21 protein-coding genes are annotated in these 19,843 nt (G+C 62.2%); 13 read left to right on the forward strand and 8 right to left on the reverse strand.

Features of this window, described 5'->3' with window-relative positions; genetic code table 11:
- Positions 1–79 precede the first annotated feature (79 nt).
- Complete coding sequence (locus RHP72_RS19155) at positions 80–898, forward strand: shikimate 5-dehydrogenase (RefSeq protein ID WP_064074733.1); 819 nt, start codon at positions 80–82, stop codon at positions 896–898.
- 13 nt (positions 899–911) lie between these two features.
- Complete coding sequence (locus RHP72_RS19160) at positions 912–1,373, forward strand: DUF6328 family protein (RefSeq protein WP_003941357.1); 462 nt, start codon at positions 912–914, stop codon at positions 1,371–1,373.
- A gap of 1 nt (position 1,374) precedes the next feature.
- Here the strand turns inward: RHP72_RS19160 and RHP72_RS19165 are convergent, their stop codons facing one another.
- Together RHP72_RS19165 and RHP72_RS19170 are read right to left on the reverse strand one after the other, a co-directional pair.
- Positions 1,375–2,211, reverse strand: coding sequence for a sulfurtransferase (locus tag RHP72_RS19165; RefSeq protein ID WP_311093697.1), 837 nt, complete (start codon positions 2,209–2,211; stop codon positions 1,375–1,377).
- A gap of 22 nt (positions 2,212–2,233) precedes the next feature.
- On the reverse strand, positions 2,234–2,857 hold the full coding sequence (locus RHP72_RS19170) for a LysE family translocator (protein ID WP_003941342.1): 624 nt from the start codon (positions 2,855–2,857) through the stop codon (positions 2,234–2,236).
- Between the two features lie 102 nt (positions 2,858–2,959).
- Between RHP72_RS19170 and RHP72_RS19175 the strand changes: the two genes are divergently transcribed.
- The 3 genes from RHP72_RS19175 to RHP72_RS19185 are packed head-to-tail and all read left to right on the forward strand — an operon-like array spanning position 2,960 to position 5,154.
- Positions 2,960–3,433 (forward strand): Lrp/AsnC family transcriptional regulator, encoded by a 474-nt coding sequence (locus RHP72_RS19175; protein WP_003941284.1) that lies wholly within the window; start codon positions 2,960–2,962, stop codon positions 3,431–3,433.
- A 36-nt stretch (positions 3,434–3,469) separates the two neighbouring features.
- On the forward strand, positions 3,470–4,708 hold the full coding sequence (locus RHP72_RS19180; RefSeq protein ID WP_311093698.1) for a benzoate/H(+) symporter BenE family transporter: 1,239 nt from the start codon (positions 3,470–3,472) through the stop codon (positions 4,706–4,708).
- On the forward strand, positions 4,705–5,154 hold the full coding sequence (locus RHP72_RS19185; RefSeq protein WP_269613884.1) for a thioesterase family protein: 450 nt from the start codon (positions 4,705–4,707) through the stop codon (positions 5,152–5,154). The genes RHP72_RS19180 and RHP72_RS19185 overlap by 4 nt, the downstream gene beginning before the upstream one ends.
- On the opposite strand, the gene RHP72_RS19190 is transcribed toward RHP72_RS19185, so the two are convergent.
- Complete coding sequence (locus tag RHP72_RS19190) at positions 5,151–6,179, reverse strand: phosphotransferase family protein (RefSeq protein ID WP_003941376.1); 1,029 nt, start codon at positions 6,177–6,179, stop codon at positions 5,151–5,153. The genes RHP72_RS19185 and RHP72_RS19190 overlap by 4 nt on opposite strands.
- A gap of 221 nt (positions 6,180–6,400) precedes the next feature.
- Here RHP72_RS19190 and pdhA point away from each other — a divergent pair, with 221 nt between their 5' ends.
- Genes pdhA through RHP72_RS19215 form a run of 5 tightly spaced genes read left to right on the forward strand, consistent with a single transcriptional unit; the run spans position 6,401 to position 11,567 of the window.
- On the forward strand, positions 6,401–7,489 hold the full coding sequence (gene pdhA, locus RHP72_RS19195; protein WP_311093700.1) for a pyruvate dehydrogenase (acetyl-transferring) E1 component subunit alpha: 1,089 nt from the start codon (positions 6,401–6,403) through the stop codon (positions 7,487–7,489).
- Complete coding sequence (locus tag RHP72_RS19200; protein WP_311093701.1) at positions 7,486–8,463, forward strand: alpha-ketoacid dehydrogenase subunit beta; 978 nt, start codon at positions 7,486–7,488, stop codon at positions 8,461–8,463. The genes pdhA and RHP72_RS19200 overlap by 4 nt, the downstream gene beginning before the upstream one ends.
- On the forward strand, positions 8,460–9,668 hold the full coding sequence (locus RHP72_RS19205) for a dihydrolipoamide acetyltransferase family protein (protein WP_311093702.1): 1,209 nt from the start codon (positions 8,460–8,462) through the stop codon (positions 9,666–9,668). Before RHP72_RS19200 ends, RHP72_RS19205 begins: the two co-directional genes overlap by 4 nt.
- Positions 9,669–9,678: 10 nt before the next feature.
- Positions 9,679–10,884 carry an MFS transporter gene (locus tag RHP72_RS19210; RefSeq protein ID WP_065456333.1) on the forward strand — a complete coding sequence of 402 codons (1,206 nt, stop codon included), beginning with the start codon at positions 9,679–9,681 and terminating at the stop codon, positions 10,882–10,884.
- A 29-nt stretch (positions 10,885–10,913) separates the two neighbouring features.
- The gene (locus RHP72_RS19215; RefSeq protein WP_311093703.1) at positions 10,914–11,567 is read left to right on the forward strand and encodes a hypothetical protein; all 654 of its coding nucleotides are present in this window, start codon (positions 10,914–10,916) and stop codon (positions 11,565–11,567) included.
- A gap of 394 nt (positions 11,568–11,961) precedes the next feature.
- On the opposite strand, the gene RHP72_RS19220 is transcribed toward RHP72_RS19215, so the two are convergent.
- The 4 genes from RHP72_RS19220 to RHP72_RS19235 all read right to left on the reverse strand — a co-directional run bounded on the left by RHP72_RS19220 (position 11,962) and on the right by RHP72_RS19235 (position 16,890).
- Positions 11,962–13,392 carry an NAD(P)(+) transhydrogenase (Re/Si-specific) subunit beta gene (locus RHP72_RS19220; protein WP_003941368.1) on the reverse strand — a complete coding sequence of 477 codons (1,431 nt, stop codon included), beginning with the start codon at positions 13,390–13,392 and terminating at the stop codon, positions 11,962–11,964.
- Positions 13,392–13,715 carry an NAD(P) transhydrogenase subunit alpha gene (locus RHP72_RS19225; RefSeq protein WP_003941319.1) on the reverse strand — a complete coding sequence of 108 codons (324 nt, stop codon included), beginning with the start codon at positions 13,713–13,715 and terminating at the stop codon, positions 13,392–13,394. Before RHP72_RS19225 ends, RHP72_RS19220 begins: the two co-directional genes overlap by 1 nt.
- Entirely contained in the window at positions 13,715–14,824 is a 1,110-nt protein-coding gene (locus tag RHP72_RS19230; protein WP_003941381.1) for a Re/Si-specific NAD(P)(+) transhydrogenase subunit alpha, read from the reverse strand. The genes RHP72_RS19225 and RHP72_RS19230 overlap by 1 nt, the downstream gene beginning before the upstream one ends.
- A gap of 527 nt (positions 14,825–15,351) precedes the next feature.
- Complete coding sequence (locus tag RHP72_RS19235) at positions 15,352–16,890, reverse strand: AMP-binding protein (protein WP_003941397.1); 1,539 nt, start codon at positions 16,888–16,890, stop codon at positions 15,352–15,354.
- Positions 16,891–17,081: 191 nt separating this feature from the next.
- Here RHP72_RS19235 and RHP72_RS19240 point away from each other — a divergent pair, with 191 nt between their 5' ends.
- Both RHP72_RS19240 and RHP72_RS19245 read left to right on the forward strand, forming a co-directional pair.
- Positions 17,082–17,900 (forward strand): maleylpyruvate isomerase family mycothiol-dependent enzyme, encoded by an 819-nt coding sequence (locus RHP72_RS19240; protein WP_075833799.1) that lies wholly within the window; start codon positions 17,082–17,084, stop codon positions 17,898–17,900.
- 34 nt (positions 17,901–17,934) lie between these two features.
- On the forward strand, positions 17,935–18,558 hold the full coding sequence (locus tag RHP72_RS19245) for a Type 1 glutamine amidotransferase-like domain-containing protein (protein WP_075833801.1): 624 nt from the start codon (positions 17,935–17,937) through the stop codon (positions 18,556–18,558).
- Positions 18,559–18,615: 57 nt separating this feature from the next.
- Here the strand turns inward: RHP72_RS19245 and RHP72_RS19250 are convergent, their stop codons facing one another.
- On the reverse strand, positions 18,616–18,942 hold the full coding sequence (locus RHP72_RS19250; protein ID WP_003941297.1) for a hypothetical protein: 327 nt from the start codon (positions 18,940–18,942) through the stop codon (positions 18,616–18,618).
- A 574-nt stretch (positions 18,943–19,516) separates the two neighbouring features.
- Between RHP72_RS19250 and RHP72_RS19255 the strand changes: the two genes are divergently transcribed.
- The gene (locus RHP72_RS19255) at positions 19,517–19,786 is read left to right on the forward strand and encodes a GNAT family N-acetyltransferase (RefSeq protein ID WP_042923125.1); all 270 of its coding nucleotides are present in this window, start codon (positions 19,517–19,519) and stop codon (positions 19,784–19,786) included.
- Positions 19,787–19,843: the final 57 nt, after the last annotated feature.

The raw sequence follows: 19,843 nt of genomic DNA on the forward strand, positions 1-19,843 counted from the left end.
CATTCGGCGCTGCGGGCCATCCGGATGGGTGCACTCCTCCATCAAGAACTACTCCGAACTCGCGATTAGAGTGGGAACGATGACCGTCGACCTCAACAAGGACACGCTCCTGTGCATGTCGCTCTCCGGGCGACCGAGCAACATCGGCACCAGATTTCACAATTACCTCTACGAAGAATTGGGCTTGAACTTCGTCTACAAAGCCTTCACCACCGAAGACGTGCCAGCCGCGATCGCCGGCATACGAGCACTCGGGATTCGAGGCTGTGGGGTGTCGATGCCGTTCAAGGAACAGGTCATCGAGCACATCGACGTCATGCATGATTCGGCCAGCGCCATCGACTCCGTCAACACGATCGTCAACGAGTCCGGAGTGCTGCACGCCTACAACACCGACTATCAGGCGGTGGCCGATCTACTGCGTGACAACAACGTCGACACGAGCCTGTCCGTCGCTGTCGCCGGCAGCGGTGGCATGGCAAAAGCAGTCGTCGCCGCGGTGCGCGACACCGGATTCACCGACGTCACCGTGATCGCCCGCAACCAGCAAGTGGGGTCATCGCTTGCGAAGCAGTACGGCTTCGACTGGCAGGCCGAACTCGGTGAGCTTCGTCCCGGTGTGCTGATCAACGCCACCCCGATCGGTATGTCCGGCGGCGCAGAAGCAGATGCACTGTCGTTCCCCGAGCACGCAGTGCGCGCAGCCGATGTCGTCTTCGACGTCGTCGCGATGCCTTCGAAGACGCCACTGATCGCGTTGGCGACCGAACTCGGCAAAACGGCGATCACAGGAGCATCGGTCATTGCCCTTCAGGCCGCCGAGCAGTTCGTTCTCTACACCGGTGTGCGCCCGAGCGCGGAGCAGATCCAGCGAGCGTCGGAATACTCACGGGCGTAGGAACCACGTCGCCGTGAACGAGACCGGGGAGACTCCACCTCAACAACTCGCGCGGAACTTCAACGAGTTGTTGCAAGAACTGCGCGTCGCGCTCTCTGGTGTGCAGATCCTGTTTGCCTTCCTGCTGGCCGTGGCATTCACCGAACGCTACGAGGAAGCGTCGGCGTACATCCGCGGCATCCACTTGGTGACGGTGATCCTTGTTGCCATCTCGTTCGGGTTCCTGATGGCACCCGCGGTCTGGCATCGCATGCTTTTCCGCCGTGGGCACCGCGAGAACATATTGCCCGTGGCCAACCGATTCGCCCTGTGCGGCATAGCCTTTCTGGCCGCCTCCATGACCGGCACGGTCCTGTTGATCGCCGAGGTCGCCGTCGGCGGAGTTGCCGCAAAGGTTTTGGCAGCGTGCGCCGCGATCATGTTCACGGCGCTGTGGTTTCTCGTGCCGTCATTCATCGATCGCACCAAGAGCTGACTCAGGCTCCGGTGTCGACGGCGCGAGTGCTGTCGTTGGACCACTGTGACCACGAGCCCGGGAACAGCGTCGCGTCGTAACCGGCGATCGCGAGCGCCGCGATCTCGTGCGCTGCAGTCACTCCGGATCCGCAGTACACCGCCACCTTGTCTCCGACGCCCAGTCCGGCGAATCGCTCACGCAGGTGGGTCGTATCCAGGAATCGCCCGTCGCCGGTGATGTTCTCGGCGGTCGGCGCGTTCACCGCACCGGGGATGTGCCCTGCGACGGGATCCATCGGCTCGACCTCGCCGCGGTACCGCTCCCCGGCTCGGGCGTCGAGAAGCACACCGCCCGCACGCGTCCAGTCGCCGACGCCGTCGATGTCGACCGTCGGCATGTTGCCGCCGGTGAAAGTCACGCTGCCCGGAGTGACCGACTCACCGATACCGGCCGCCAACGGCAGTCCCGCGGACTCCCAGGCCTGTAGCCCGCCGTCGAGCAGTCGGACATCCGAGAGCCCGGCCCACCGCAGCAGCCACCAACCACGGGCAGCGGCCGTGTTGCCGGTGGCGTCGTAGAGCACCACCGAATCACCGTCGTCGATTCCCCAACGACGCGCAGCGGCCTGCAGGTCTTCGAGACTCGGCAGCGGATGCCTCCCCTCGTCCGGCGACGGCGGCGAGGCAAGTTCCTCGTCGAGGTTCACGAATACCGCACCGGGAATATGGCCGTCGCGAAAATGCTGCTCGCCGTTCGAATCACCCAGCGCCCATCGGACATCGAGCAATCGCGGCGCAGCGCCGGCCTCGATGAGAGCGGACAGTTCTTCGACGTCGATCAGCACGGGAAGTGTCATGAGCCCATCCTGACACGACCACTCATGCAACCCCGAAGAAGGCACCGAGGCCCACCAACAACACTCCCGTCACCACGTCGATTCGCTTCCCGACGCCAGGGCGACGCAGCTTCTTGCCGGCTCCGGCCGCCAACACCACCACGATCGCCCACCACAGTGCCGCGGCGACCACCGTCGCGCCCGCCAACATCAACGTCCGCAGCCCTGCGCCTTCACCCGGCTCGATGAATTGCGGGAGTAGCCCGAGAAAGAACAACAACGCCTTCGGGTTCAGCAGGTTCGAGAGGAAGCCGTAGCGAAATGCCGTGGTGACCGCGATCGGTTCTTTCGCTGCCGGAATTCCCTCGTCCGAGGCGCGGGCTTTGAAAGCACTTCGAATCGCGGAGATGCCGAGCCAGGTCAGATATGCCGCCCCGGCGTAGGTGAGCGCGGAGAGCAACTGTGGCCGTGTCGCCACAAGTGCGGAGAGACCCAGTGACGCGGCAGCGGTGTGAACGAAGAGCCCGGAAATCACACCGGCGGCCACCACCGCGCCGGTCCGACGATCTGCTAGAGAATGACGCAGGATCAGGACAAAATCCGGTCCCGGCGTGAACAGGACGATGGATAGCAGGGAGCCGAAAGCGAGCCATTGACCGACACTCATCCGAAATACCTCACACCCGAGCTGATTCGAGACACATGTTCATGCCAGGAGTGTGCAACTGGATCCGGGAAGTTCAAAACGACTCCGGATATAGTTCGGCAGATGACGAAGAATGAGCCTCTGGATCCGGTGGACTGGAAGATTTTGGCCGAATTGCAGAACGACGCGTCGATCACCAACAAGGTGTTGGCCGATCGAGTCGGTTTGGCGACGTCCTCGTGCCACGAGCGCGTACGACGCCTACGCGCCAACGGCACGATCAGCGGCATCCATGCGGTTGTCGATCCGGCAGCCGTTGGCCGGTCGATGCAGGCGATCATCGCCGTTCAATTGCGACCACACCGCCGCGACCTCGTCGACCGGTTCACCGCCGACGCGCTAGCGCTGCCGGAAACGCTTGCGCTCTTTAACGTCTCGGGGCCCGAGGACTTCTTCCTCCACGTCGCGGTCCGTGACAGCGCTCATCTACAACGGGTATTGATCGACCACCTCGCCGCACATCCCGAGGTCTGGCACGCCCAAACGCACCTCATCTACGGCAAAGCGGTCACCTCACCCATCCGACCGGACAGGTAAATCGGGTCTGGGGCGGGTCGGGCAGAATCACTGACCATGTCGGACTCCACAGATACCACCGAACCGGAAGCCGTTCGCAGCAACTCGCAACCGATGAGCGCAGGCATCGTCACGGCCCTCGTCGGCTTCACCAGTTCGTTCGCGGTGGTGCTCACCGGCCTCGCGGCTGTCGGTGCGGACGCAACCGAGGCGGCGTCCGGACTGCTGGTTCTGTGTGTGACCCAAGCGTTGGGAATGCTCTGGCTCTCACGCCGGTATCGGATGCCGATCACCCTGGCCTGGTCGACGCCCGGTGCCGCTCTGCTCGCCGGCGCGGGAGCCGTCGAGGGTGGGTGGCCGGCGGCGGTCGGAGCATTCATCGTCGTCGGAATCGCGATTGTTCTGACCGGACTGTGGCCGACGCTCGGAAGGATCATCTCGGCAATCCCGACGCCCCTCGCGCAGGCGATGCTCGCCGGGGTTCTGATGCCGTTGTGCCTGGCGCCGATCATCGCCGTCCGGGACGCACCGGCAGCGGTCGCGCCCGTCATCCTGGTTTGGCTTGCCGCGCAGCGCTTCTCCAAGCGATGGGCGGTTCCGCTCGCGTTTCTCACAGCAGCGGTCGTGATCGGGATCAGCCTCGTCACGTCGGATCGAGTGCTCGACGCCGGCGCCATGATTCCCCGCATCGATCTCACCGCGCCGTCGTGGACCTGGCAGGCAATGATCGGCATTGCGATTCCCCTCTACATCGTCACGATGGCTTCGCAGAACATTCCCGGTGTGGCCGTGATGAATTCGTTCGGCTACACCGTTCCCTGGCGGCCGTCGATGATCGTGACGGGTATCGGCACCATCGTCGGCGCACCGGCCGGTGGCCATGCGATCAACCTCGCGGCGATCAGCGCAGCCCTGGCCGCCGCCCCCACCGCACATCCGGATCCCAAACGTCGATGGATCGCTGCCTTCACCGCAGGCTGGGCGTATCTCGTTCTCGCTGCCGGCGCGGCCGCGGTGGCCGCTCTGGTAGCCGCCGCACCGGCCGGAGTCGTGGAAACTGTTGCCGGACTGGCGCTCCTGGCAACGCTTGCCGGCGCCCTCACGTCGGCGCTGAGCGAGGCGAGTGAACGTGAAGGCGCCGTGGTCACGTTTCTGATCGCCGCATCCGGGGTCAGTATCCTGGGAATCGGATCGGCATTCTGGGCGCTGTTAGTGGGGCTGATCGTGCGTGCAGTCCTAGAGGGCACCACCCTGCCCCCACTCTCTCGAAAGTCCTCACTACAGTCGAAGCCGTGAGCACAGCGCAGACGCCCCCGTCGATCAGCGAGTTTCCCGTTCTCTGGCCCGTCCCGACGCGGTGGGACGACAACGATCACTACGGCCACGTCAACAACGTGACCTACTACTCGTACTTCGACACCGCGGTCAACGCCTGGCTGATGTCTTCCACTGGAACCGACATCCGCACCCTGCCTGCCATCGGCGTCGTCGCCGAGACGTCGTGCCGGTACCTGAGCGAACTGTCGTTCCCCGAGCAGTTGCAGGTGGGTATCTCCGTCGAGAAGCTGGGCACCAAGAGCATCGTCTACGCCCTGGCGATATTCCACGAGGTCGACGGTGGCAATTGGGAACCCGCTGCCACCGGCCACTTTGTCCACGTCTACGTCGACGCCGACACCCGTAAGCCGGTGGAGATCCCGGCGGCCATCAGATCTGCAGCCGGGACCTTGACCGAAAACTAGCTCAGACCGAGCTGATCTGCCGTCAAGACGGCGCGTGCAACGATTCCGTCGATCAGCGCGACCGTCGGGCCACCGTGCTCGGCCTTGTTGCGCGGATCGTCGAGGATACGTCGCAGCACGCCCTCCGCGATGATCGAGAGCTTCCACAGAGCGAGTACGTGCCAGTATCCGACCGCTGACACGTCGCGGCCAGTCGCCTCGACGTAGGCAGCGACCAGCTCGTCACGGTTCGGGAAGCCTTCCAGCGTGGACGCCATGAACGGACCGGCAACCTTGTCACCGGCTTCCGGCCAGTACGCGAGTAGCGCACCGAGGTCCGCGAGCGGCTCCCCCAACGTGCACAGCTCCCAGTCGACGACGGCAACGATGCGCCCCTCGGCCGGATCGGTGATGACGTTGTTGAGGTGGAAGTCGCCGTGAACCAACGTCACTTCGTTCTGTTCCGGAATGTTTCGGTGCAGAATCTCGGCCAATCGGTCGACATCCGGAACATCGCGGGTCTTCGACTTCTCCCACTGCGCCGACCACCGCTTGAGCTGACGCTCGGCAAAGGGCTTGCGGCTGGCCAGGTCGTCCAGCCCGGTCTCTTCCAGGTCAACTCCGTGGATGCTGGCGAGGGTTTTGGGCATCGCCAAGCCGACCGCGCGACGCTCGTCCTCGGTCAACTTCTGAGCCACCGGAACGCCGTCGATCACAACGCCGTCGATGTAGCTCATGAGGACCAGCGGAGCGTCCGTGATCTCCGGATCTTCCGTGATGCCGAGGATCTTCGGAACCGGCACTTTGGTTCCCTGGAGCGAGGACAGGATGCGGTGCTCGCGAACGACGTCGTGCGCGGAAGCCAACAATGTTCCCAGTGGAGGTCTGCGCAGTACCCACCGTCCTCCGCCCGCATCCGTCACGGAGTAGGTCAGGTTCGATTGCCCGTTACCGATCCTCTCGAAAGTCAGTGGTGTCGTGGCGCCGACCCCCAGTTCGGCGATCCACGCGGAAACAGCTTCTTCGTTCAAACCGACTGCAGTCACCGCACCGATGCTAGCGGTTGAAGTCCGATCGGTTGGCCGTACCGACACGTTTGTTACTCGTCAGTTCGCAGCTCAGGTCTTGATACGGCAGTGAAAATACTTGCGGATTTCCCAATCAGGGGGATCCTGATGGTAGAGCGACAACTGCATACAACACATCGGGATTGTGCGGCGTACTCACGAGGCGCGCCGGGCATGAGCAGAAACCGAGGTGAGCGAAGATGGTCGACAACCTCGATTATCCGGTCCAACTCATCCAACCGAACGGCGCACGGGTGTGCCGTCCCGAATTCGACCGCCTGATAACGGACATCGGGCCTGACGAACTGCTGTCGTTGTATCGCGATCTCGTCGTGAGTCGCCGCATCGACACCGAAGCTGTTGCCCTGCAGCGTCAAGGCGAAATCGGGTTGTGGGCTCCGATGCTCGGTCAGGAAGCCGCGCAGGTCGGTTCCGCGAGAGCGCTCGCCCCAGGCGACTTCGCCTTCACCAGCTATCGCGAACATGCCGTCGCGTGCTGCCGCGGAGTTCCACCCGAATTGCTGACCACCATGTGGCGCGGAATCTCCCATTCCGGTTGGGATCCAGAACAATTCAACGTCACCAATCCGGCGATCGTCGTCGGCTCCCAAGGTCTGCACGCCACCGGATACGCACTCGGCGCACACCTGGACGGCGCCGAGATCGCAACGATCGCCTACTTCGGTGACGGCGCAACAAGTCAGGGTGACATCGCCGAGGCGATGGGATTTGCCGCCAGTTTCCGTGTCGGCGTTGTCTTCTTCTGCCAGAACAACCAGTGGGCCATCAGTGAACCGGTATCCCTGCAGTCCCGTACACCCATCTCGCATCGGGCGATCGGTTACGGTATTCCGGCGATCCGCGTCGACGGTAACGACGTCCTTGCCGTGCTCGCCGTGACGCGCTCGGCGCTCAATCGCGCACGCGAAGGCAGCGGCCCGACGTTCATCGAGGCGATCACCTGCCGGATGGGCCCGCACACGACCTCCGACGATCCGAGCAGGTACCGCACCGATACGGATATGTCGGAGTGGAAAAGCCGCGATCCGCTCGAGCGAATGCGTCTGCTCCTCGGCCGTCGCGATCTTCTCGGAGAAAACGAACTCAGCACCATCGCGGCAGCCGCCGACGACGTCGCCGCTGGACTGCGACGCGCAACCATCGCGCTCGCCGATCCGCCCCCGTCAGCGCTCTTCGATCACGTCTACGCCGAGGCACACCCACTGATCGACGCTGAACGCGAAGAGCATCGCGCGTATCTGGGCAGCCTGGAAGGGGCTTCGTCATGACCGTCATGAATCTGGTGACAGCGCTCAACACCGGCCTGCGACGCGCACTCGAAGACGATCGTCGCGTTGTCATCATGGGCGAGGACGTCGGCCGTCTCGGCGGTGTATTCCGGGTTACCGACGCCTTGCAGAAGGACTTCGGCGATACTCGGGTGATCGACATGCCCCTCGCCGAATCAGGGATCGTGGGAACAGCTTTCGGTCTTGCCTTGCGCGGATATCGGCCTGTCTGCGAAATCCAGTTCGACGGTTTCGTCTACCCGGCTTTCGATCAGATCGTCTCGCAGGTGGCCAAGATCCAGTACCGCACCCGAGGCGCTGCGTCTGCGGCACTGACGATCCGGATTCCCAGTGGCGGCGGAATCGGTGCGGTGGAACATCATTCGGAGTCGCCGGAAGCGTACTTCGCTCACACCGCGGGACTGCGGGTGGTGTACCCGAGCAATCCGAGCGACGGTTTTCACATGATCCGCCAATCCATTGCGGCCGACGACCCGGTGATATTCCTCGAACCCAAACGGCGCTACTGGGACACCGCCGACGTGGATACCGATGCCGCGCCCGAGCTTCCGCTCCACCGTGCCCGCGTCGCTCGCCCTGGAGACGACGCGACAGTGGTTGCGTACGGATCCATGGTCGCCACCGCACTCGAGGCCGCGCGGATTGCCGAAGAAGAAGGCCACGATCTGGAGGTCGTGGATCTGCGTTCACTCTCCCCCATCGACTTCGACACGATCGAGGCGTCGGTGAACAAGACAGGCCGGCTTGTCATCGTCCATGAGGCGCAGAAGTTTCTCGGCGTCGGCGCCGAAATCGCAGCACACGTCGCGGAACACTGCTTCTATCAGCTGGAGTCACCGATCCTGCGGGTCACCGGATTCGACATCCCCTACCCGCCCGCCAAGCTCGAGCGATTTCACCTTCCGGACGCCGACCGGATCCTCGCAGCACTCGACCGGACGCTGGCAGCATGAGTACAGGGCACGAATTCCGGTTGCCGGATCTCGGCGAGGGCCTGACGTCCGCCGATCTGGTCGAGTGGACGGTCGGCGTCGGCGACACGGTGGCACTCAATCAAGTTCTCGCCCAGGTAGAGACAGCCAAAGCTCTTGTCGAACTGCCGTCGCCCTACGTCGGCGTTGTCAGAGAACTCCTCGTCGAACCTGGCACTACCGTTCCGGTGGGTACTCCGATCATCCGTATCGAGGAGCCTGCAGATTCACCGTCTCCAAGTGATTCACAGTCTCCGAGCGTGCTGGTCGGATACGGACCCGCGGCGGAGAGACCGAGCCGACGACGGAGCAGGATCACGCCATACTCGCAATCCGCGGCGAGTGCCGAGCGTCGGCCCGCAACCCCCGCGGCGCGGCGCGCGGCCCGCGAAGCCGGCATCGATCTGAGCGAAATCACCGGCAGCGGATTCGACGGTGCCGTCACCGCGGCTGACGTCGCAGACGCGCTTACCGTGCAGGCGCCTTCGGATAACGCGACACGCCTGGCCTCGTCCGGCATACGAAAACAGATGGCGTCGGCGATGGTTGCCAGCACCCGTGCTCCGCAGGCCAGCGTCTTCCTCACCGCCGATGTCACGCCTTCGATGGAACTGCTCGGCAGGCTCCGTTCCTCGGAGGCGTTCACCGGACTGTCTCTCACTCCGCTGACACTCGCTGCCAAGGCAATGGTGGCCGCCATCGCCTCGCACCCGATGGTGAACGCGCATTGGGACGAGGCCCGCGGCGACGCCGCCGTCGACGATGACGTGAATCTCGGCATCGCCGTCGCCTCCGAACGTGGACTGTCCGTGCCCAACATCAAAAGCGCCGAGACACTGAGCCTGGTCCAACTCGCACGCGCGGTGACCGAACTGACCGTTGCTGCCCGTGAGGGAAAGACGGACGTCCGTCACCTGACGGGTGGCACCGTCACGATCACCAATGTCGGAGTCTTCGGCGTCGACGGCGGCATTCCGCTTCTCAATCCAGGAGAAGCCGTCATCCTCTGCCTGGGCTCGGTGAGCGAGCGTCCGTGGGTGATCGAGCGCAAGATCGAAGTGCGGAGCGTCGTGACACTGACGTTGACGTTCGACCACCGCGTGCTGACCGGTGAGCAGGCCGCGAGATTCCTCTCATTTGTCGCAGAGATGCTCGCGAACCCGGACCTGTTGCTGACTCACCTGTAGAAAGGAACGAGTGAGCGTCAACCCCACCGACCGCGCAGTCCCCACCTCCGCCCTGGTGCGCGCCCGCGCCGGCATCTTCGGCATTTTCGGCATCAACGGATTTCTCCTCGCGATGTGGGTCGTCCACATCCCGTCCATCGAACACCGAGTGGGGATCAGTCACTCGACGCTCGGCTCACTTCTTCTCCTTCTTGCAGTCGGAGCCATTGCCGGCATGCAGTTGAGCGGCCCGCTCGCAGATCGATACGGCAGCAGACGCATGGTCGTCCTGGCGGGTAGCGGGCTGGCATTCGCCACTCTCGGCCCGGGGTTTGCCACGAACACCTGGCAACTGGGCGCTGCACTTGTCGTGTTCGGCTTCGCGAACGGCGCGTTGGACGTGTCGATGAACTCGCAGGCCGTCGAGGCCGAACAGTTGTACCGGCGCCCGATCATGGCGGCCTTTCACGGCATGTTCTCGGTCGGTGGCGTATTGGGCTCTGTCATCGGATTCGGCACTCTCGCACTGGATCTTCCGCCGTATGTCACGCTCAGCATCGCGTCGGCAATCGGCTTGCTGGCAGTCTGGTTGTGCTCGCGACCCCTTCTCCCTCACGTCGACGTGCATGCCGAAACGGCGTCGACTGCCGGAAAGACGCACGGCAGATTCTCGGCTCGCGTACTTGCCCTCGGAACCCTCGCCTTTGTTCTGATGCTGGCCGAGGGAGTGGCAAACGACTGGAGCGCGCTGCAGGTCAAGGAAGATCTCGGTGTTTCGAATGCCGTTGCTGCACTGTCGTTCGGCGCATTCTCCGCCATGATGACCGTCGGTCGGTTCACCGCGGATCGGATCAGCGCGGCAGTAGGCCCGGTGGCCGTGGTTCGCTACGGCGCGTTGCTCTCGTCGGTCGGCATGCTGACCGTCGTGGTGTCCGGCTGGCTACCGCTGACGCTGCTCGGTTGGGCACTGTTCGGCGCAGGCCTGTCGGGATGTATTCCACAGATCTTCACCACGGCCGGAAATCTGGGCTCAGGTTCGGCCGGTACCAACATGTCTCGCGTAGTCGGCATGGGATATATCGGATTTCTCGCCGGGCCGGCAACCATCGGGTGGGTCACCAAGCTTGTGCCTCTCACCACAGCGATGTTGATCCCGTTTGCATGCGTCCTGGTCGCAGCGGGTTGTGCGGGTGTCGTTCGGCGCGATTCTCCGACCGCCTACAGACCTCACAGCTGATCCTCACGATCGGCACAGACTCAACAGGGATGCTGGTACTCGTGACCGTCTCGACCTCCACCCAGCACCCCGCTCCCTCCACAACCACTCGCTTCCTCGTCCTTGCTGCGATCGCCGTCGTAGCGTTGGGCGTCTTGTATTTCGTGCGACCCACCTCGCCCGGTTTGAGCGTCCCGGAACAGGTGCGCGCACTTGCCGAGTGGACGGTAAGCCGATTCGACGTCACCGCTGTACTCGCAGCTACTACCGCTCTGGCCGTCGTCTCGATGGTCCGCGGACTGCCATACGGCATCGGCGCGATCCTGCTCCTCGGAATGGGCGCCAATCTCACGAACGCGGCATTCGGTTCCTGGCTTCCCGATGTTCCCCAGGACCTATTACCCAGCGGTCACGTCGCAGCGGCGACCGCGCTGTACGGCTCGGCGATCTTGATCTCCGCCCCGCAGTGGCGTCCAGTGGTCGCCGGACTCGGGTTCGCCGGGGTTGCTGCGATCGGTGCCAGCGCACTAGCCGCCGAGTTGAGCGGCCTTTTCGGAGTGATAGCTGGAGTTCTGATCGCTCTGGTATGGGCCTGTGCCGCAGCCATTTTGATGGCACGATCGCCCATCGCCGCGAAACGTGAAGAGTTACGCCCGGATACGGCTGCAATCGCGTTCTCCAGACACCGGAGCATCCGACTTTAGTCCTAAATCTTTGTGATCCAGAGATTTTCGCCGATAGCTCTCCCGCCACGCTCGGACATGACGTACGTTCGGAAATGTCCGAATCAGGTAGTTCCACAGCGAAGGAGTCTTTACCGTGAGCCTCGAAGATCTGAACCCGCTCGAACTGATCCAGAAGTTGATCGAACTACTTTCCGGCTTCTCTTCCGACCCCGAAACCCCCGAGGTTCCGTAAAACGTCGCCAGAGGCGCCTGTTCCGAGTTTCGTCTCGGAGCAGGCGCCTTTGTCGTTTCAGCACAAGAAGTCGTTTCAGCACAAGAAGTCGTTGCAACACACGACATCTTTGCAACACACGGCCACGAAAAAAGGCGTCCACTCGCAGCTGCGAGTGGACGCCCCTTCCGAGTACCAGCGCTAGAGCGCCTTGAGCTCCTCGGTTACTTCGGAGACCGACTTCTTGGCGTCACCGAAGAGCATCGAAGTGCCCTCGGCGAAGAAGAGCGGGTTCTCGATACCGGCGAAACCGGAGTTCATCGAGCGCTTGAGCACGATGACGGACTTCGACTGGTCGACGTTGAGGATCGGCATTCCGTGAATCGGTGAGCTCGGATCGTTGCGCGCCGCCGGGTTGGTGACGTCGTTCGCGCCGATCACCAAGGTGACATCGGTACGAGAGAACTCGTCGTTGATGTCGTCCATTTCCTTCATCGCGTCGTACGAGACATCCGCCTCTGCGAGAAGAACGTTCATGTGACCGGGCATACGGCCGGCGACCGGGTGAATGGCGTACTTGACCTCGACGCCCTTCGACTCGAGCAGTTTCGCCATGTCCTTGACGGCATGCTGAGCCTGCGCGACGGCAAGTCCGTATCCGGGTACGACGATGACCTGGTTGGCGTAGGCCATCTGGATAGCCGCGTCGGCGGCCGAGGTCGCCTTTGCCGTGCGCACGACGCCGTCGGAGGATGCGGCTTCACCGCCACCACCACCGAAGCCGCCGGCAACGATGGCCGGGATGGACCGGTTCATGGCCTTGGCCATGAGGTTGGTCAAGATGGTGCCCGAAGCACCGACGATCATGCCGGCGACGATCATCGCCTGGTTGTTGAGCGCCAAACCTGCAGCAGCAGCTGACAAACCGGTCAGAGCGTTGAGCAGCGAGATGACGACGGGCATGTCCGCGCCGCCGATGGGCAGCACGACCATCAGTCCGAGGATGCCCGAGAGCACGAGCACGCCGACGATCCACAGTGAGCTGGTCGGGCCTTCCGGTGAGATCGCCTTGATACCGATGATCACCGAGAACGCGACGGCGGCAATGAGCAGCAGAGCATTGAGCGGCTGCTGGAGCTTACCGATTCCGATCGGACGACCAGGCAGAGTTTCCTGCAGCTTCAGGAACGCGATCACGCTGCCCCAGAAGGAGATCGATCCGATCACCGCGGCAAAGAGCGACGCGATGACGATGTGTACCGTCGGCGACTCGCCGTGCTGGAATGCGGTGAAACCGTCCGAGTCCAGGAACTCCGCGTACGCGATCAACGCGACCGTGCCGCCGCCGACACCGTTGAACAGTGCCACCAACTGCGGCATGGCCGTCATCTTCGTCCGGAGCGCCGGCGGAACGCCGAGCACGACACCGATGACAAGGCCGGCAGCGATGAGGATCCAGTTCCCCATCTCCGCATCACGAATGGAGATCAGAGTTGCAACGACGGCGATGAGCATGCCGACCGCGGCGATCTGGTTGCCGCGGACTGCGGTCTTCGGGCCGGTAAGACCCATGAGGCCGTAGATGAACATCGAGAACGCGACAATGTAGAGCGCATTGACCAGGTATTCCATTACTGGTCACCATCCTTCGACACAGACTTGGCGGCCGGCTTGGCCTTGAACATCGCCAACATGCGGTCCGTGACCACAAAACCACCGACAACGTTCACGGTTCCGAAGACGAGCGCTACGAACAAGATGATCTGCAACCCGATCGAGGGATCGTGCACCTTGCCAAGGACAACCAACGCACCCAGGACGACGATGCCGTGGATGGCGTTCGTACCGGACATCAACGGGGTGTGCAGGGTGTTCGGAACTTTGGAGATCACAGCGAAACCGACGAACCCGGACAACACCAGGATCGCGATGTTCGCCAGCAGTGATGTGTACATCAGGCGCCCTTCTCTTCACGGGTGACGCACGCACCGGCCAGAACCTCGTCGGAGAAATCAGGCGCCAAGGCGCCTTCCACCAACATGAGTTCGATCAGCGCGGAAATGTTCTTCGAGTACAACTCGGACGCATGCTCCGGCATGGACGCCGGCAAATTCAACGGAGAGCAGATGGTCACGCCGTGCTTGACGACGGTTTGACCCGGCTCGGTCAGCTCGCAGTTACCACCGGTTTCACCCGCGAGGTCGACCACGACACTGCCCGGCTTCATGCCTTCGACCGCGGCAGCGGTCACCAGGCGCGGCGCGGGACGACCCGGAACCAGAGCTGTGGTGATCACAACGTCGAAGCCCTTGATCGCATCTTCGAGTGCTTGCTGCTGCTTCGCTCGCTCGTCGTCGGTCAACTCGCGGGCGTATCCACCCTCGCCCGCCGCATCGATTCCCAGGTCGAGCCACTGTGCACCCACCGAACGCACCTGGTCGGCGACCTCAGGACGCACGTCGTACCCGGTAGCGCGGCCACCGAGACGCTTGGCTGTCGCCAGCGCCTGCAGACCTGCCACTCCCACTCCGAGGACCAGAACCGTCGCAGGCTTCACCGTGCCCGCAGCGGTGGTGAGCATCGGGAAGAACCGCGTCGACTCCGATGCTGCCAACAGAACAGCCTTGTACCCGGACACGTTCGCCTGCGAGGACAACGCGTCCATCACCTGCGCGCGGGAGATACGAGGAATCGCCTCCACGGCGTATCCCTCGATGCCGGCGGCCTTCAACTCGGCGATGCGGTTGTCCGCATTACGCGGATTCAGGAAACCGATGAGCTTCGCGCCGGTACTGATCCGGGCGATCTCTTCTGTGGACGGAGGCGCAACCTTGACCACCACGTCAGCAGTCCACGGATCGCCGATCTTCGCGCCGGCAGCGGTGTACAACTCGTCGGGAATCAACGCCCCGAGACCGGCCCCGGACTCGACGACCACGTCGACACCCTTGCCGATCAAAGCGGACACAATTTTCGGCACCAATGCGACCCGACGCTCACCATCACTCGATTCTCGAGGGACGCCGACCGACGGACGCACTTGTGCGCTCTTCGATGTTTCCATTTTCCATTACCTTCTGCGGTTGGTGGTTCGCCTGCTGCGACGAGCGGCAACCAGCATGTGATGAGCGGAAGATGACCCGCTTTTGGGTGAATGGTGACTGATAGTAGCCAGAGTTAACGCGGCGTAGGGAAACCGACGACGCACTTTCTCCATCTGAATCGAGTCCGAACAGTATGTTTGGACATACCTGAAGAAGCCTACTGTGAGGCCGATCACACCGGAATGGCGGACTATTCCACTATTTGAAACGGCCGAAAGACGTAAAGGCATCAGAATGACGCGCCGAATAATCACCCTCGAGCGAGTTTACGAACCAGCTTCCGAATGTAACGCCGTCCGACTCCGCGTAGACCGACTCCGGCCACGCGGCCTCAAACGTGAAAACCTGCAGTACGCCTCGCACCGGCCTCGGATGCTCGACCCGTTGTTCTACTGACAGCAAGCAAGGACCTGCCATGCAGTCACGCGCAGGTCCTTGCCGACTATCTCGCAGAATTACTCTGATGTCCTAGTATTTCACTAGAGCATCAATTGCTCACATATTGAGACCGCAACTTGTGCTTGACGAGCTTTCCTGTAGCGGTCCTAGGCAATTCGTCGGCAAAGTCAATGCTTCTCGGAGCTTTGAAATGTGCGACCTGACTGCGAACGTATTCCAGCAATTCCTCGGCGACATGGGCACCAGGCTCGATTCCCTCCGCTAGTTGGACAACCGCCTTGACCTGCTCACCCATTTCCTCGTCGGGAACACCGATGACCGCCACGTCGAACACCTTCGGGTGCAAAGTAAGGATGTTCTCGGACTCCTGTGGGTAGATATTCACACCACCGGAGATAATCGTGAACGCGGCGCGGTCGGTCAGATAAAGGAAACGCTCGGAGTCGATATAGCCGATATCTCCACTCGTCGTCCACGTCGGATGATCCGGATGCTGCGCGGCAGCCGTTTTCTCGGGATCATTGTGGTACCGGAACGGCAAAGTCTCCCGCTCCCAGAACACGGTACCGATCTCGCCGACCGGAAGATCGCGCCCGGCGTCGTCACAGATGTGCACGATCCCCATCACTCCGTCACGCCCGACGGAACCCGGATGCGACAAGGCCTGCTCACTGTTGATGAAGGTAGCGCCCGAACCCTCGGTCGAGGCGTAGTACTCGTAGATCACCGGCCCCCACCAGTCGATCATTGCTGTCTTCACTTCGGGCGGGCAGGGAGCAGCAGCGTGAATGGCGACCTTCACCGTCGAGACGTCGTAACGATCACGGGTCTCCTTCGGAAGTTTCAACATTCGAACGAACATCGTCGGTACCCACTGACTGTGCGTCACAGCGTATTTACCGATCAACTCCAGCGCGGTTTCGGCTTCGAATGCATCCATCAAGATCACGGTTCCGCCGACCGAATTGATCACGCCGCAAAAACGCAGGGGCGCCGCGTGATAGACCGGAGCCGGGCACAAATAGACTGTGTCGGAATCGAACCCGTACATCGGTGCGAACACCGCGGTGTACGGATCCATGGTGGTGTTCACCTCACCCTCCGGGAGATCTCCTTTGATCCCCTTCGGCCTGCCGGTGGTTCCCGACGAATACAGCATGTCAGCCCCACGCGGCTGCGAGTCGAGTGGAGCAGTGGACTGCGCATCGACCGCTTCTTCGTAGTCGTCGAAGCCCTCGAGGGCGCCGCCGTACACCAATCGGTGTCGCACGCGTGGAATCAGCTTCTCGTCCAACGGAACTGCTGCGGACGCCTGCCCCGACGCCACCAGAATTGTCGCCTCGCAGTCGTCGACGATGTAGGCAGCCTCCGAAGCCGTGAGATGCCAGTTCACCGCGGTGATGTAGAGGCCGGATCTCAACGCTGCCCAGTACACCTCGAACGCCCGGAGATCGTTGTTCGAGATGAGAGCGACGTGGTCCCCAGGCTTGGCACCGACACTTCGGAAGTATCGCGCCAACTGCGTCGACCGTTCGTCGAGTTCCCGATAGGTGATGGACTCACCCGTCGCAGGGCGAATGACGGCGGGCTTGTCCGGCGTGGACTGGACAAAATTTCCTGGAAACACGAAGACTCCTCTGTCGGTGACGACAACGCCGCGTGAGCCTGCTTCGGCGTCGACAATCCTGGTCTACCACAGGAACTCTGCCACCCTCGGAGGTTTGGTGACACCGACTCGAAGCATGGGAATGTCCGCTCACTTATCCGCCGGGACATACAGTGAGGAGAACCGCACCGTCCGAAACAGGAGATGTCCACATGAGTGGTTGGCCCCAGGACTCAGTAGTCGACGCATTGACCGAGGAATGGAGAGTCATCGACGCACTGCTGGCCGAACTCGACGGCGATCAGTGGTTGGCACCGTCGAACCTTCCGGGGTGGACGGTTCACGACATCGTGTCCCATCTGATCGGTACGGAATCACTGCTCTCGGGCATCAATCCGCCGTCGATCAATCTGGACGTGCACGCATTGCCCCACGTCCACAACGAGATTGCGGCGTTCAACGAGCGCTGGGTCGAAGGCCTGCGGCGGACACTGCACTCGGACCTGCTGACCCGATATCGCGAGATCACCGCCGAACGAACCGAAGCGCTGCGCTCGATGACCAGCGCGGACTGGGACGCCGAGACACAAACACCGGTCGGTCTTGCGCCCTATGGCCGGTTCATGCGTATTCGGACCTTCGACTGTTGGATGCACGAACTCGACATCAGAGATGCAGTTGGCATTCCGGGTGAGGAAGGCGGATTGCGCGCGGAGACTGCATTCGGCGAAATCACCAGCGCGCTCGGATTCGTCGTCGGAAAACGAGGAAAGGCGCCAGAGGGAGCACGGATCACTTTCGAACTCGAAGGGCCACTTGCCCGTTCACTTCACGTCTCGGTCGACGCGCGAGCAACACTCGTCCCGGAGTTGGACGGTCCGGCGACCACGACCATCTCGATGAGCTCACCGCTCTTCACCCGAATTGCCGGTGGCCGCGTCCACGCGTCGGATCACCGAACCGACATCTCGCTTCGCGGTGACACCACGGTGGGCACACGCGTCGTCGACAATCTGGCGTTCACGATTTGAGGGCTGGGTGGGTAGGTCGCGAAGGTACTGAGAAGTGAAACTGTTTCTCTCGTCCTACCGATTCGGCGACCACCGCGAGGCTTTTGTCGATCTCGTAGGCCGCGGCGCTCGCATCGCGGTCATCGCCGCGGCTGCAGATTCGTGGCCCGCGAATGCCCGCAGTTCAGCAGTCACCAGCGAATTGACTCCGCTACGGGCAGCGGGCTTCACCGCAGAGGAAGTGGATGTCCGAGACTTCCTGGGTGCATCGGAAGCACTGGAACTCCGGCTCCGCGAATTCGACTGCCTGTGGGTTCGCGGCGGAAACACGTTCGTCCTGCGAGCTCAGCTAGCTCGAAGTGGCGCTGACAGGGTCATCGAGATGCTGGTTCGTTCAGGCGTCGTGGCCTATGCGGGATACAGCGCCGGAGCGTGCCTGGCGACTCCGACTCTGATCGGGCTGGACGCGTCGGACGACCCCGCTGAAGTCATGCCAACGTGCGGTATCGACCCGATCTGGTCCGGGCTCGCGCTGATCGACTTCGCGATAGTGCCGCACGGCGGCGATTCGCTACTCGAAGATCCACAGGTGACTGCGCGGACGGTTGCGGCCCTGACCACGGCGGGCGCGCAATTCACCGTGCTTACAGATCACGAGGCGATACTCGTCGACCGTTGATGTAACGCAGACGGTTGATCTTGACGCAGACTGAGCAGTCGACTCGGCCCGACCGGATCAGCCGTGCTCTGCCACCGCGGTTCCGGCTGCCGGCGACTGACGCTCGAGCCTCGTCCACGCGATCTCCCAGCGCTTGACAGAGACCTCGTCAGCGTCCTCGAGAAGGGCGTCGAGGAGCAGGCGTGGATTTTCGCGCCATGCCAGTTCAGCGGCATGGACTTCCGCAGCCGAGAACAACCCGGAAGCCTCGAGATCACGAATCCATTCGCAGATCTCGCCTCGGTGAATCCGTGCGATGGTCTCGTATCCCAGACCTTCGTCAAGGAAGTCGTACGAAAAAATTGCGGCAAAGTAACTGTTCGACTCACGCTGCCCGAAAATCATGTGCGTTCCTTCCTCGAAGTTGTCCGACGAAGACTCGAAATCGAACCGTTGAGCAGCGACGCCAAAGTTTTTTTGGCGAAGTTGTAACGCTTCTTCTATCCCCGACGATTCAAACGCTAACCCCCCGAGCGGGTCTTTGGGATCACGTCCGAGAAACGATCTGATGACCAACGCAATACCCCTGGGGTTTCCGGCCACTCGCACCCATCATCGACACGCAACCAGCGCGCCGCTGACCTGCAATTTGCCCGTTTCAGGCCCTCCACTTAATCCATCCGAACAGACGACAAAAAACTTTGTGACCGGTCCCACATATTGGGATAGTTACGATCGTGATGCATATGTATCACCCGTTGTGGGCACAAAAGTACGGGCAAATCGGCACGTACAGACCAGTTTTGTTCGTTCTCCATGGCGACGAAGGTCCCTTGAACGGTCGTCCAGTTGTAGTTGCGCTAAGTAACGGATCCCACGTCGGCAACCGATATTGCGGACGGCCTGCCAGGTAGCGTGCTCCAGAGAACGTAGACGCGGCGCGGCGCAACCGGCCGCCCTTTCGAAACGGAGCCCGAAGATGACCGAGACAGTGGCGCACAATCCCGCGGAAACGCGTTTCGAGATCCGAGTCGACGGCGAACTCGCCGGTTTCGCCGAGTACTCGGACCATTCCGGCGTCCGTGATTTCCACCACACGGTGACCTATCCGCAGTTTCGTGGGCGCGGGCTTGCCGCCATCGTGGTGCGTGAAGCGCTCGATCAGACCCGGAACGAGGGATTGAAGATCCTTCCGACGTGCTCGTACGTCGAGAAGTTTGTTGCGGAGAACCCCGCCTACCAGGCATAACCGAACGAGAACGGCCGGCGAAAAACCAGTCGCGAACCTGCAGACCCCGCTGCTAGC

Source organism: Rhodococcus sp. SG20037, from assembly GCF_031763325.1.
Classification (GTDB): Bacteria; Actinomycetota; Actinomycetes; order Mycobacteriales; family Mycobacteriaceae; genus Rhodococcus_F; species Rhodococcus_F qingshengii.

What these genes read in the sequence shown, in the direction of transcription:
- RHP72_RS19155 (WP_064074733.1), top strand. Translation starts at nt 80, where the DNA reads ATGACCGTCGACCTCAACAAGGACACGCTCCTGTGCATGTCGCTCTCC.
- RHP72_RS19165 (WP_311093697.1), bottom strand. Translation starts at nt 2,211, where the DNA reads ATGACACTTCCCGTGCTGATCGACGTCGAAGAACTGTCCGCTCTCATC.
- RHP72_RS19170 (WP_003941342.1), bottom strand. Translation starts at nt 2,857, where the DNA reads ATGAGTGTCGGTCAATGGCTCGCTTTCGGCTCCCTGCTATCCATCGTC.
- RHP72_RS19175 (WP_003941284.1), top strand. Translation starts at nt 2,960, where the DNA reads ATGACGAAGAATGAGCCTCTGGATCCGGTGGACTGGAAGATTTTGGCC.
- RHP72_RS19180 (WP_311093698.1), top strand. Translation starts at nt 3,470, where the DNA reads ATGTCGGACTCCACAGATACCACCGAACCGGAAGCCGTTCGCAGCAAC.
- pdhA (WP_311093700.1), top strand. Translation starts at nt 6,401, where the DNA reads ATGGTCGACAACCTCGATTATCCGGTCCAACTCATCCAACCGAACGGC.
- RHP72_RS19200 (WP_311093701.1), top strand. Translation starts at nt 7,486, where the DNA reads ATGACCGTCATGAATCTGGTGACAGCGCTCAACACCGGCCTGCGACGC.
- RHP72_RS19205 (WP_311093702.1), top strand. Translation starts at nt 8,460, where the DNA reads ATGAGTACAGGGCACGAATTCCGGTTGCCGGATCTCGGCGAGGGCCTG.
- RHP72_RS19215 (WP_311093703.1), top strand. Translation starts at nt 10,914, where the DNA reads ATGCTGGTACTCGTGACCGTCTCGACCTCCACCCAGCACCCCGCTCCC.
- RHP72_RS19220 (WP_003941368.1), bottom strand. Translation starts at nt 13,392, where the DNA reads ATGGAATACCTGGTCAATGCGCTCTACATTGTCGCGTTCTCGATGTTC.
- RHP72_RS19225 (WP_003941319.1), bottom strand. Translation starts at nt 13,715, where the DNA reads ATGTACACATCACTGCTGGCGAACATCGCGATCCTGGTGTTGTCCGGG.
- RHP72_RS19230 (WP_003941381.1), bottom strand. Translation starts at nt 14,824, where the DNA reads ATGGAAACATCGAAGAGCGCACAAGTGCGTCCGTCGGTCGGCGTCCCT.
- RHP72_RS19240 (WP_075833799.1), top strand. Translation starts at nt 17,082, where the DNA reads ATGAGTGGTTGGCCCCAGGACTCAGTAGTCGACGCATTGACCGAGGAA.
- RHP72_RS19250 (WP_003941297.1), bottom strand. Translation starts at nt 18,942, where the DNA reads ATGATTTTCGGGCAGCGTGAGTCGAACAGTTACTTTGCCGCAATTTTT.
- RHP72_RS19255 (WP_042923125.1), top strand. Translation starts at nt 19,517, where the DNA reads ATGACCGAGACAGTGGCGCACAATCCCGCGGAAACGCGTTTCGAGATC.